This window comes from Amaricoccus solimangrovi, from assembly GCF_006385685.1.
GTDB lineage: Bacteria > Pseudomonadota > Alphaproteobacteria > Rhodobacterales > Rhodobacteraceae > Amaricoccus > Amaricoccus solimangrovi.
The window spans coordinates 1-12605 of sequence record NZ_VFRP01000033.1 but is presented as its reverse complement, the minus strand read 5'-3'; the positions used below and the strand labels follow the sequence as shown (position 1 = coordinate 12605).

Annotated in this window: 10 protein-coding genes; 8 read left to right on the top strand and 2 right to left on the bottom strand. The window is 69.2% G+C overall.

The window, feature by feature from the left end; genetic code table 11:
- Positions 1-4: 4 nt before the first annotated feature.
- From FJM51_RS20410 to FJM51_RS20385, 6 genes are all read left to right on the top strand, one after another.
- The gene (locus tag FJM51_RS20410) at positions 5-4741 is read left to right on the top strand and encodes a phage tail protein (protein WP_140455979.1); all 4737 of its coding nucleotides are present in this window, start codon (positions 5-7) and stop codon (positions 4739-4741) included.
- On the top strand, positions 4738-5127 hold the full coding sequence (locus tag FJM51_RS20405) for a hypothetical protein (RefSeq protein ID WP_140455978.1): 390 nt from the start codon (positions 4738-4740) through the stop codon (positions 5125-5127). Before FJM51_RS20410 ends, FJM51_RS20405 begins: the two co-directional genes overlap by 4 nt.
- Positions 5124-5453: a hypothetical protein gene (locus FJM51_RS20400; RefSeq protein ID WP_181164669.1), complete on the top strand. Its 330-nt coding sequence runs from the start codon at positions 5124-5126 to the stop codon at positions 5451-5453. Before FJM51_RS20405 ends, FJM51_RS20400 begins: the two co-directional genes overlap by 4 nt.
- 78 nt (positions 5454-5531) lie before the next feature.
- Positions 5532-5864: a hypothetical protein gene (locus tag FJM51_RS23935; protein ID WP_181164668.1), complete on the top strand. Its 333-nt coding sequence runs from the start codon at positions 5532-5534 to the stop codon at positions 5862-5864.
- A 5-nt stretch (positions 5865-5869) separates the two neighbouring features.
- Positions 5870-9841 carry a hypothetical protein gene (locus tag FJM51_RS20390; protein ID WP_140455976.1) on the top strand — a complete coding sequence of 1324 codons (3972 nt, stop codon included), beginning with the start codon at positions 5870-5872 and terminating at the stop codon, positions 9839-9841.
- A 165-nt stretch (positions 9842-10006) separates the two neighbouring features.
- Entirely contained in the window at positions 10007-10747 is a 741-nt protein-coding gene (locus FJM51_RS20385) for a phage antirepressor KilAC domain-containing protein (protein ID WP_140455975.1), read from the top strand.
- Positions 10748-11212: 465 nt separating this feature from the next.
- Here the strand turns inward: FJM51_RS20385 and FJM51_RS20380 are convergent, their stop codons facing one another.
- Together FJM51_RS20380 and FJM51_RS20375 are read right to left on the bottom strand one after the other, a co-directional pair.
- A complete protein-coding gene (locus FJM51_RS20380; RefSeq protein ID WP_140455974.1) occupies positions 11213-11554 on the bottom strand; it encodes a helix-turn-helix transcriptional regulator in 342 nt (113 codons plus the stop codon).
- Positions 11555-11568: 14 nt separating this feature from the next.
- The gene (locus FJM51_RS20375) at positions 11569-11817 is read right to left on the bottom strand and encodes a type II toxin-antitoxin system RelE family toxin (RefSeq protein ID WP_140455973.1); all 249 of its coding nucleotides are present in this window, start codon (positions 11815-11817) and stop codon (positions 11569-11571) included.
- 99 nt (positions 11818-11916) lie between these two features.
- On the opposite strand from FJM51_RS20375, the gene FJM51_RS23930 reads away from it, so the two are divergent.
- Both FJM51_RS23930 and FJM51_RS20370 read left to right on the top strand, forming a co-directional pair.
- Positions 11917-12264 (top strand): hypothetical protein, encoded by a 348-nt coding sequence (locus tag FJM51_RS23930; RefSeq protein WP_181164675.1) that lies wholly within the window; start codon positions 11917-11919, stop codon positions 12262-12264.
- Positions 12265-12317: 53 nt separating this feature from the next.
- Positions 12318-12605, top strand: a 288-nt coding sequence (locus FJM51_RS20370; RefSeq protein WP_210240364.1) for a peptidoglycan recognition protein family protein, incomplete at its 3' end; no start/stop codon positions are given.

The following is a 12605-nucleotide window of genomic DNA, read 5'->3' as shown; positions in this document are numbered from 1 at the left end:
CGCCATGCCCCCCGTCGCAGCAGCGGCCGTCATCGCCGGCGGCGCCTTCGTCACGCTCGCGCCCGCCGCCACGACGCTCGCCATCGGCGCGAGCGTCGGCCTCACGGCGGCCGGAACCGCGACGGCGATCGGCATCATCCAGCAGCTCGCCGTCGGCGTCGCCTTCTCGGCCCTGTCGCAGGCGCTCGCGCCGAAACAGGGTCAGGGACCGACCGGCACGAAGATCTCGATGGGCTTCGGCGAGAACCAGTCCGGCACGCGGCTCATGGGCCGGTTCTGCACCGCCGGCGACCTGGTCTTCCACGGGTCCCACGGCGCGCCGAGCGTGAGCGCCGCCAACGCCTTCTACACGCAGGTGATCGAACTGGCCGACTGGCCCGCCCGGCTCTCCCGGGTCTGGATCAACGGCGAATGGGCGAAGCTCAAGCCGGCCGCGCATCCGGATTACGGCTGGCCGGTCGAAGGCTACGAGAAGGACGGAAAGGATTTCCTGTGGGTCAAGTTCTACGACGGCACCCAGACCTCGGCCGACCCGATGCTCGCCGCGAAATACCAGGCCCCGGCGACCTACCCATGGCTCGCGGACATGATCGGGCTCGGCGTGCCGTACCTCATCGTCACCGCCCGCTACAGCCCGGAAGTGCACCGCGGCGGCAAGCCGCAGGTCATGGTCGAGCTCGACGACTACGGCCTCTACGACCCCAGGCGCGACAGCACCGCCGGCGGCAGCGGGGCGCAGCGCTGGAACAACTGGCGGACCTGGGAGCCGACGAACAACCCGCAGGTGATGATCTACAACATCAAGCGCGGCCTCCACGACCCGATCACCGGCGAATTCCTGTGGGGTGGCCAGGGGATCGCCGCGCGCGACCTGCCGGCCAGCACCTGGTTCGCGGCGATGAACGAGTGCGACCTGCCGATCGACAGGAAGAACGGCGGCGCGGAGCCGCAGTATCGGGCCGGGCTCGAGATCAAGCTCAGCGATGAGCCGGCCTCCGTGATCGAGGAGCTGCTCAAGGCCTGCCAGGGCGTGGTCGCGGAAGTCGCGGGCACATGGCTGACGCGCTGCGGGGCGCCCGGGCTGCCCGTCTACGCCTATGACGACGACGACGTGATCGTTACCTCCTCCGATCAGTTCGATCCCTTCCCCTCCCTCGACGCGACCTACAATGGCGTCGGGGCGCAGTACCCGGAGCCCGAGTCCGGATGGGAGGCGAAGGACGCGCCGCTCCGGCATAGCCTCGCCTATCAAGCCGAGGATGGCGGACGCCGGTCGATCGCGAACCTCAGCCTGCCCGTCGTGCCGTACAAGCACCAGGTGCAACGGCTCATCCGCTCGGCGCTCGAGGACAACCGGCGCTTCCGAAATCACGTCCATTCCCTGCCCCCGGAGGCGCAGAAGCTGAGCCCGATCGACACGGTCGCCTGGACGAGCGCCCGGAACGGCTATGTCGCAAAGTCGTTCGAGCTGCGTCGGGTCGAAGATCTTCCGTCCGGCTGCGTCGCGATCGCGCTCCGGGAATGGGATCCGTCCGACTACGACTGGGACAAGGACTTCGAAGTCCCGGTGGTGATCGAGCCGCCCCGGCGGCCGGGCAGAACCCCGCGCATCGGGGCCTTCACCGTCGAGCCCGCCACGGTGAAGGATGGCTCGGGATCGGCGCGCAAGCCCGCGATCCGGCTGCGCTGGACCGAGACCGAGAATGTCGACGCGGTGCGCTATCGGGTGCGGCTGGCGAGCGACGGAACGCACCTGCCGGCGGCGAGCGTCGCCCCGGCTCCGGACAGCACCGGAGCGACCCTCGCCCTGACATTGGGAGGCGAGCCGGTCACGCTGTCCGGCGTCGCCGTGACCTATTCCGTCTTCAACGACGTCGAGGCTCTGAGGCTGATCATCTCGGAGGGCATCGTCGCCGGCGAGGACTATGAGGTTCAGGCGATCTTCGCGCCGACCGAGGGCCGGGCGTGGTCGGACTGGCTGCCGGTCACCGCGCCGGATGTCCGGATCAAGGAAGCCGATCTCGAGGACACGATCCGCGCCAGGATCGACGATGCCTTCGATCGGGCGAACGAGGCCGCCGACGATGCGACGGCGGCGCTCACCAAGGCGAACGAGGTCGAGGCCACCGTCTCCGGGCTATCCGAGGAAACGCTCGACCGCCTCGACGCGCTGACGACCGCGCTCGGCGAGTTCGACGAGGCCGCGCTGGCGAACCTCACCGGCATCGCGCTGGCCGGGATGAAGCGAGGCTGGTCGGCGGACCCGACCTTCCACACCTGGGAGGCCGGCGCCCCGACCCATTGGGCAAACGGCGGCATCGCGACCTACGGCTCGCAGGAGACCTCGGAAGCGTTCTACGGCTCCGGCCTGCTGATCGACGTGCCGACCGGCACCGGTCAGGCCTGGGTCCGCGCCTCCTCGGATGTTGCCGGCCAGCTTCCGGCGGCGGACGCGGAGGCGGAATACGTGGTCGTGTCCGCCATGCTGCGCGGCCTTTCCGGCGATCTCTCCAGCGGCCGCCTGCGCGCCGAGTGGAAATCGAGCGGCGGATCGTGGATCCGGGGGGACGCCTTCGGCGCGGCCAACGCCTACGGCCGCCTGGTCGAGGACTGGGGCTTCGTCATCGATCCGGACCGGACGCAGTCGCGGGAGATCGTCTGGAAGCGCCCGGTCGAGGCGAGCGCGGTGCAGCTGGTCTGCTATGCCAAGCAGGCCTCCGAGACTCCCGCGGCCTCGCTGCGCCTCGACTATCTCGACATCCGCGCGGCGACGGAGGCCGAGGTCAAGGCCTACCTCGCCAACAGCTACGCCGACGCCTCGATCGAAGACATGCGCCTCACGATCGTCGGCCCGGGCGGCGCGATCGCGGCCGCGCAGGAGACGCTGCGGGCGGAATTCGGGGCGGCCGACGCGGCGATCTCCACCAGTCTGGTCGCCGTCAGCGACGCGACCTCCGCGCTCGCGGGGCGGGTCTCGACGGTCGAGGCCACGTTCGGCGGCACCAACTGGGTGCGCAACCCCACGCTGTCCCTCGACGGCGCCGCGCTCGCCGCCGGAGTTCGTCCGAAGTGGTGGACGGTCTGGCCGGCGGGATGGTCCGTCAGGGCCCGCTCCTCCGCCGTCACGGCGCTCGCCTCCGCGCCGACCGCCTTCACGGGCTACGCGGAGACCGACGCCACGGCCAGGGCATTCGAAGGCGTGCCGGTGAAGCCCGGCGACGTAATGTCCCTGTCCCTCAAGGCGGCGGGGGCGGGATCGGGGACGATCAATCTCGACCTGCAGATGCGGCTCGCGTGGCGGGACGCGGACGGCGTCGTGCTCACGACCAGCACGCGCACCCTCAACATCACCGGCCGGAGCTGGGTCGACAGCGCCTTCTCCACGGTCACGGCCCCCGCCCGGGCCGCGACGGCCCAGCTCGAGATCCGCAAGACGGGCACCGGCGTCGGCGTATTCACGGCGGTCGAGGCCCGCCTGGTCGATGGCGTCGCCCACGCGCTCGCCCAGACCGCGATGGCGGCGGCGACGAACGCCGAGACCGCCGTGGCGACGATGCGCAGCGAGGTCGCGGCCGAATTCGACGACTTCGCGGCGATGGTCACGATGACCGCGACGGCCGTCGCCTCGGCGGGTCACGCCTCCTCGGCGCTGGTGATGCGCGCGGTGGCCGGCGGCGGTTCCGCCGGGATCCGGCTCGTCGCCTGGGACGACGAGGATGGCGCCGGCGGCGCGGTGCTGCTCGATGGGCGCAACGTGATCGCCCCGGGCACGCTGTCAGCCGGCGAGGTCGTCGTGACCGACCTCGGCTTCAACATGGTGCCGGACGATCAGCTGCAGTCGCGCACAGCCTGGAGCAATTCGGACTACTTCACGGTCATCCCCGAGACCAGCTCGGGAAGCGCGGATTCGCTCGGCGAGATCCGATCGGTGGCCGGCGCGAGCAACCGGCGGTGCGATGGCAGGGATTTCCCGGTCCGCCCCGGCATGCGGCTCGTGTGCTCGGCGCAGATCGGCCGGATCGGCGGCTCCTCGATGACGGCGCGCGCGCGCATCGTGTTCACGAAGAGCAACGGCGACGCCGTCTCCGACATTGTCATCGGCGCGGTCTCGGGCAATGACGCCGCGCCGCAGGACATCTCGAATACCATCGTCGTGCCCGGCGAGGCGCGGCGCGCCAGATGGCGCTGGGAGGTGGCGACCACCAACGGACAGGTGCGCTTCTTCGCGCCGAGCGTCGTGCGCCAGAGCAAGGGATCGACCCTGATCGAGCCCGAGGGAATCGCGACGCCGCAGCTCGCCGCGCGCGCGATCACCGCCGAGAAGGCCGACCTGATCGACTTCGCCGCGGTGAACGGCTGGGTCGAGACGCTCACCATCGCAGGCGAGGCGGTGACCGTGCCGGTCTTCGCCCGCCGCCTCGCCGACTACAACGTCACAGGCGACTATGCCTCGGTGCTCGACTTCAACGTGGCAATGGGCCTCGGGGGCACGATCATGGCGCAGGGCGTGATGCGCGTCACCACCTCGAGCACCTCGGGCGGATGGGGTTACAGGATCCGCATCGGCGGAACGACCGTGGATGAAATCGAAGGGACCGGCGCCCATACCCTTCAGGTGCTGCTCGGCGCCCGGGCGGTCGGAGCCGGGACGCATACCGTCAGCCTGCAGGCCCGCAGGGATGCGGGCATTCTGCTCACCGTCCTGGATGCGACCGCGTTCGCCATGGGGGTCAAGCGTTGAAAGCGGTCGTATTCGAGCTGGCTACCGGCCGGATCCGTTACGCGATCGAGGCCAGCGAGGCCCAGGTCGCGGCGCAGGAGGTCGCGGGAGAGACTGGCGTCGTCGAGGGGGAAGGCGGGCCGCGCACGCACTGGGTCTCCGGTGGCGCGCTCCAGCGCCGGCCCTCGAGCGGATTGCCGGACCAGGCCCGGGTTGCCCTCGGGGCGGTCTGGAGCGTGCCCGGCGTTCCGTCCGGCGCGCTGGTCCTGGTCGACGGCCTGGAGATGGGAGAGGTGCCCGGAGCGGGGTTCGAGATGCGCTTCGAGGAGCCGGGGGAGTATCTCGTCGAGATCCGGCCGTCGTTCCCTTTCCTGGGCGCGCTCTGCGCCGTCGACGTGGCCCCGTGATGTTCGTCGTCTCCGGAGCGGCCAAGCTCGCGGCCCGGCGGGCGGAGATGCGTCTGACGCCCCCGCAGCTGTTCATCGGACTGGCGCGCGCCGGGGTCGTCACGGCCGACGAGGCCGTGGCCGCCGCCTGCTCCGGCGCCATTCCGGCGGCGATCGAGGCCGTGATCGCGCGTCTGCCCGATGAAGCCCAGGTTGCCGCGCGCATCACCTGGGCGCGCATGTCCGTCATCGAGCGGGCTGACCCGCTCGTCGACCTGCTCGCGGCGGCGGCCGGCAAGTCGCCGGCCGAGATCGACGCCTTCTTCGAGGCAAGCTCCCAGATCTGAGGTTCCCATGATGACGACGCAGATGCCGGGCGCGCACGCGCCCGGTCCGGCTTCCTGCGCGGGGCGAGGTGCCGACCCGTGCCTGAGCTGACAGATGCCCCGGTCGTACCCGTCGGCGACGCCGGGTTCCTCGTCGCGCTCAACGGCGACCCGGAGACGCCTCAATTCCAGCAGATCGCCGCGTCGGAACTCGCGGCGACGGCGGCCAAGGCCGAGACGGCGGTTCAGCCCACGCAACTGGGCAGCGCCGCCTACGCCGATACCGACTCCTTCGTATCGCCCGAGCAGCACGCCGCCGCGGTGGCCGACCTCCAAACCCAGATCGACGCCCTGGTCGAAATGATCCGCGTCGGAGCGACGCCAGGCGCCGACGTCCTCCCCGCCACCCTCCCCTTCACAGTCAGCGAGTGATCCCCATGGACGTGACCTATCCGGACAAGATGCCCGGCTCCAGCGTGACCTCGGCGGACCTGAACCAGATCAAGGCCGTCGTGAACTCGAAAGTCGGGTCGGAACAGGTCGGGGCCCCGAACGGCATCCTGTCCGCCGACGACCAGGGCCGCCTGCCGGCCGACGCGCTGCCCTCCGGAGAGGAGATCGCCGCGCAGATCCCGATGGAATCGATCATCTCCGGTCTCAGCGATCGCCCCGCCGGCTCGCGGCTTCCCGCCGCCGCGCTCGATCCCGACAGCGGATTCGCCATCGTTCAGGTCGCCACCGCCACCCTGTCCGAGGGAGCGCGGTTCCGCCTCGTCGCGTCCTCGCTCGGCGAGGGGGTGCTGTTCGCCGTGCCCGAGATCGACGAGACAAACCCGGATCTGCCCGAGCAGATGGTCGCGGGCACCCACTTCTCGACGCCGGTGCAATACGAGGACGGCTATCGCATCGACCTGAACATCATCGAGGCGCCGGCCTCGGTGGAGGCGGTCACGAGCTATCAGGTGGTTTTCGACGGCGCCGCGACCGTCCTCTCCATCCCCGCGTCCGCCCCGATGCCGTTCTCGGTGGTGTTCACCCCGGAAAGCTACGCCGACATCTGGCAGTGGGGCGTCCCGACCTGGAACGCCACGTTCCGGATTCGCGCGATCTCGGCCGCCGGACCCGGCGGCTTCAGCGACGCGGTCATCATTCCGATCGACCAGGACGACAGCTATTTCATCACCGGCGACGACTGGGGCTTCGTGGAAGAACGCGACACGGTGGAGGCCGGAGGGGTGGTCGGCCTCCCGCGCACCACGGTCGCGCCCTCGCGGGTCGTTCCCGCCGGCGTGGAGCTGCGCTGCTACATGGGCTCCCTGCCCTATGCGCCCGCGAACTACGACGCGATCCACGCCGCCACGGTCGCGGCCGCGCCGGGCGATAGCCTCCTCGGGTCGGAGGCGTCATCGGCCGGCGAAACGGTGTTCGGGATCCTGCTCTATCGGGAGGCCGACGCCCTCCGCTGGCATCCCGCCAGCGGCCAGAAGTCCTTCACGACGCAGGGCCTGGTGCAGAGCGGGGCCCCGGCGTTGGTTACCGCGCCGGAGATCGCCGGCCCGGGCAAGATCGGCTCGGCTCACACGGCTTCGAGCGGCGTCTGGACGAACAGCCCGACCGCCTACGACTTCCAGGCCCTCCGCGATGGCGCGGACATCCCTGGCGCGGAGACGAGCAGCTACACGCCGACCGCCGAGGACGATCTGACGTCGCTCTCGTACCGGGTCACCGCGCGCAACGGCGCCGGTGAGACGAGCGTCTACACGGCCGGGATCCCGATCACCTACCCGACGCCGGCGCTCGTCGGCTCGCTCGCCGACCAGTCGTTCGAGCAGCGGAGCGGCGCCTACGAGAGCGTGTCGGTCGCCGGCCTGTTCTCCGGCTCCGACCTTACGATCGAGGTCAATGGACCGACCGCCGGCGGCGTCTCCCTGGTCACCTACAGCGCCGAGACCGACACCCTCTCGATCGCGCTGTCCTCCATCGTCTCGGACGCCGAGGTCGTCGTGCGGGCACGCAACAGCGGGGGCTTCGACGAGACGTCGTTCCAGCTCGATATCCACAACGTCACGCCCGCGACCGTTCCCGAGGTCCGCGGCGTGGGCGGGTCGAACACCGCCGGCTCCGCGGATTTCACGAACTATCTCACGGACGACATGATCCTGGCGGCGGTGCGCCGGAACAGCAACGACGCCTTTCCGGTGCCGGATCTGAGCGGAACGTTCGCCGGCCAGTACCTCTGGAACGTGCTCTTCCTCGGGGGCAGCAGCGGCCAGTACATGGCGGTGTGCTGGCGCCGCGCCGACAGCGATGGCGAGGACGGCGATCTCGGGGACTGGGGAGACGGCCGGCCGACCTATATCTCGATCCCGGGCGTCGACTGGTCCAATCCGCTCGGAGCCAATACCCTCGAGGGGACGCCCGATGCGCTGACCTGGCAGTCCTTTGCCAAGCGCCTCGATCACCCCGGGCTCACCCTCGAAGGTGCCAATTCGATCGTCCTCGATCTCGCATTCATCGCCTCGGCGCAGACGAGCCAAGCGCCCGGGCTTCGGCCGGATGCGACGCTCGTGGTGCAGAACGCCGCGGGCGGCATTCGCAAGACCATCTCCAGATCGACCGCGGCCCCCGCGACCGCCTGGGCGGCGGCCGACGACGTCGACCACACCTACACGGGCGCGGCGTCCGGAGCGCAGTTCGTGGCGGCGATCGAGATCAGGGGCCCCGAGACCGCCTCGGGCCTGTCGTGGCCGGACGACGTGCCGAAGGCGGACTGGAACGTCGTCGAAGTCACGGACCTCACCGAGGCCTCCGCGCAGGGCTTCGCGGACGAAAGCGGGCACCTGAAGTTCACCACGGCGGCGGGCATCACCGTCGCGACCACCGTCGCGGGAGAGGATTTCACGCTCATCCGCGAGATCATGGGCGACGAGGTAGCGGCGCCGAGCGCCACCGCCGCCGCCGTCACGGCGGGCCTCACCTGGTATTCCTCCGGCCGGCGCCCGGTCGGTGGCCGCGCCTATCCACGCCTCTGGTGGCTCCACGGCGCGAGCGGCCAGATGCGGCTCGCGGGGTCGATCGCTCCGTTCGACATCGTCGGTCTGGACGATCCCGGCGTCACGGCCCTGCCGATCCCGTTCGCGACCGGCACTGGCACGAACCAGGCGAGGTCGTCCTTCTATGACCCGAAGTCGCAGTTCGCCGCCATCCGCGCGGGCTACAGCGGCAACATCGGGACGCGCGGTTCGATAGGGCCGGTCGCGTCCTACGCCGCGCTCGCGGGGGACAGCGCGCTGCGGAGCCTCGGACTCGGCTGGCTGCGCTCGTGCCTCACCGGCGCGGCATGCCCGGCGATGGTCGCGAGCTACGCGGCCCAGCACGAGAGCGCGTTTCCCACCGCCGCGTTGTTCGCCAAGCTGGACGCCAATCAATGGGGAGACCTCAGCAGCGCCGACAAGAACAAGGTCACCCTCCTCACCAAGGCCGGCATGATCGCCGGCGCCACCGTCGGCAAGGAAGGCTCCGACACGCTCCGCGACATGTTGGGCTATGCGAACCCGACCAATCTCACGAGCATGCCGAATTTCCGGTGCCCGCCGCGCTTCCTCGTCACGATCGGCGCGTGCTTCTTCGGGTCGGCGCAGGCAGGCGACGCGGTGCTCAAGTCGATGAGCAACACGGCGGCGGTGCAGGACTTCTACGACGAGCTCGTCGACGCGGGCCTCACCAATACCGCGGGCAGCTTCAAGCCGGCGCGCCCCAGCGGGGCGCCGACCTATGCCGACATCGTGCGCAAGTGCAGCAACTGGGCCACGGGAGACGCCTCGACCGGCGGCGCGCTGTCCCTTCTCGACCTGACCGGCATCGTCTGCCGCGAGGTCGACTACATGTTCAGCCGGGTCTGCAAGACGGCGGCGGCGACCAAGAACGGGCTGAATTACAACGGGCGCGGCAAGATCAAGGGGAGTGCGACGGCCGCGCTCAACGCGCTGGTCGGGCAGATCGGCATGGGCGTGGAGCTGGAGGGGCAGGACGCCGAAGGGCTGAGATCGTCCATGGAATACATGATGGGCGCGGTGCGAGCGGGGGTCTACGCCTTCATGGCCGGCCTCGCCTCGGGCGTGATGTCCCGCACCGACCCTCGCGTCATCGCGACCGCGGCGCGCCTGAAGGTCGCGGTCGCGTGGATGCGGGAGATCACGCGCGACAAGGTGGGCTGGCTCGATTTCGCGCACGACACCCGCAACGACGGCGACGGCTCGAATTCGAAGGACTGGACCTGGAGCCAGCGGGTGGTGGGGTCGAGCTACCTCTATGGCGTCCTGCCGTGGTTCGCGCTGGCCGACTGCGCCGTCTGCTACGTCGAGGGCACCGCGCCCGTGGACGTGCCTGCCAGCTACTACACCAGCTGAAACCAGGCGATCAGGGCTGGGGGTTTCGTTCAACACCCATGTCGTGATGCTGCTTCAGGAGGCGGCGGGGAACAAGCCAGCAAGCAACATCCCCGCCGCCGAAGACGACAAAGTCGCCTTGCCGGGCGGCTCCATCTAACACCAAAGGGAAAGGGTCTCCCGAAGATGCCTGAGGTTGAGAATAGCGGGGTGGCGCGCGCGATGGTAGCCGCATTCAGCGCGGACCAGCCGCTCACCATGTCGAGCCGCGAGATCGCCGAGCTGTGCGAGAAGCGCCATGATCACGTGATGCGGGATATCAAGAAGATGCTCGACAAGCTCGGAGAGGTAGCCCCCAAATTTGGGGGGAACTACATCGCGGAGAACGGGAAGGAGAACCCGTGCTTCCTCCTTCCCAAGGATCTGACGTTGACGCTGGTCGCGGGCTACAACGTCAAGCTCCGCAAGCGGATCATCGATCGCTGGCTGGAGTTGGAGGGGCAACCGCCAGCTGATCCGCTCAGGGCGCTGAACGATCCCGCGACGATGCGCGGTCTGCTGCTGACCTATAGCGAGAAGGTGCTCGTCCTCGAAGGGCGCGTCGACGAGATGCAGCCCCAGGTCCAGGCGCTGGAGCGCATCGCGACCTCCGACGGCAGTCTCTGCATCACCGACACCGCAAAGACACTGCAGGTCCGGCCGAAGACTCTCTTCGAGTTCCTGCGCTCGCACGGTTGGATCTACTCCCGCGGCGGGGGCGGGGAGGTCGCCTATCAGGATAAGCTCGCCTCCGGCCTCCTCGAGCACAAGACGATGACCGTCTACCGGTCGGATGGCTCGGAGAAGACCGCGACCCAGGTGCGGGTGACGCCGAAGGGGCTGACACGGCTGGCGCAGCTGTTGCCGCCCGTGGCGAAGCTCGTCTGACCCGGCGGCCCCCGGCGGCGTTGCGCCCTGCCAACCGAGGGCCTGACCGCTCCCCGATCCCGCAAATGCGATCGAGAAACGGCTGAGTATCAGCATACAATCCCGCGTGCCTTCCTGAAAGCCGCGCGGGTACCCCCTCCCGTCCATCATCGAAAGACTACGATTTGGCCAGCCCAAGAGCCGGTGCATTCGAAACGTGCGCCACTGGCTTCGATTCGAGGCGGCGCGGGAAGCCTGAACCGACCTCAGTTCAGGTGGGACGGGAGACCTTCTCTCGTTCTTGCCGGGACATGACCTTGCTCCGCGAGGATCTCGATCAGCCAGCGGCGGACCTCGAGGAGTTCGCCCAGGGGTACATTCCCTCCGGCGCCTGCCATGCGCTCCACGATCACCTCCTCGATGACCGCGAGGAGGTGCAGCGCCGGCGGCGCGTCGGGAGGCGGGATGCACATATGTCGCCGCCGCTCAGACCAGGTCGTCGATCGTCACGCCGAGCGCCTCGGCGGTCGCCTTGAAGGTGGCGACGGAGCCGCCCTTCCTCCCGGCCTCGACGTCGGCGATGACGACGCGGTTGATGCCCGACCGCCTTGCGAGCTCCGCCTGCGACAGGCCGCGGTATTCCCGCCAGACGCGCAGCGGGGACTCGCCGTCGAGGATGCGATCGGCGAACTCGGCGGGCATGAGCTCCTCTTCTCCGGCCTCGAGCCGGGCACGGAAATCGGCGACGGCGCGGAGATCCTCGGCATCCTCCGCGAGCGCGACGAGTCGATCGTATTCCGCGCGGTCGATGGTAATGGTCTCGGACATGGTGGCTCTCCCCTTCAATATGCTCCGCCACGCGCGGCGACCCTGATCACCGCTATGACAGCTGTCTCTTCCATGATGACGCGCCAGTCTCCAACACGGAGGCGGATGGTATTCTCGGCGCCCTGGAGTGCCTTCACGTTGTTGGCCTGAGAGGCGGGATCAGCGGCGTAGGCTTCGATCTTCTCGCGAATTCGGCCCGAGGTGTTCGCCGGCATCCGGCGAAGCGTCTTCAAAGCTTCCTTGCTGTAGCTGATCGGTTTCATGTCACATGTGTAGCGGAAAGCTACGCATGAAGTCAATAGCTACACATGCCGGCGACAGCACCGCCCCCCGATGCCTTTCACGCCCAAGGAGAAGCGCCCTTGCCCAGACCGGAGATCAACTGGACCGTCAACATCTGGTCGATCCTCGGGAGCGTGCTCTCGGGGGTCATCGCGATCTTCGCGGCTGGCGTGCTCTGGGCCGGGCTGAACAGCGCGGTGAACCAGCAGCGCATCGATCTCACGAACCTGCGCTCCTACGTCGATACCCAGCTCGCCGACGTGCGGGCGGACATTCGCGACAACACCGCCGCGTCGAGGGCCAACGCCGACCGGCTCAACAAGGCCGACGTCGCCGCCGCGCAGTTCGGGCAGCGCCTCGAGGGTTTCGAGACGCTGCTCCGGGAGGTCCGCGACGAGCTCCGGGCCTTCAATTCCCGAAAGCCATAGCCTCCAGCGCGGGCCGGGCGCGGATCCGGCTGACCCCTGACATCGGAACCTCCATGAAACGCGTCATCCTTCACTGGACGGCGGGCACCAATGTCGTGTCCGCGCTCGACCGCCAGCACTATCACCGGATTGTCGACGGCGAGGGCTCGGTCTTCGCCGGCGTCTGGCCCATCGAGGCGAACGAGTCGATCGATCCGAACGGGCCGGTCGCCTACGCCGCGCACACGCTGAATTGCAACACCGGCTCGATCGGCGTCGCGCTCTGCGGCATGGTCGGCGCGGTCGAGGCGCCGTTCTCGCCCGGGCTCCACCCGATCAACGAGCTCCAGCTCCGCGCGGCG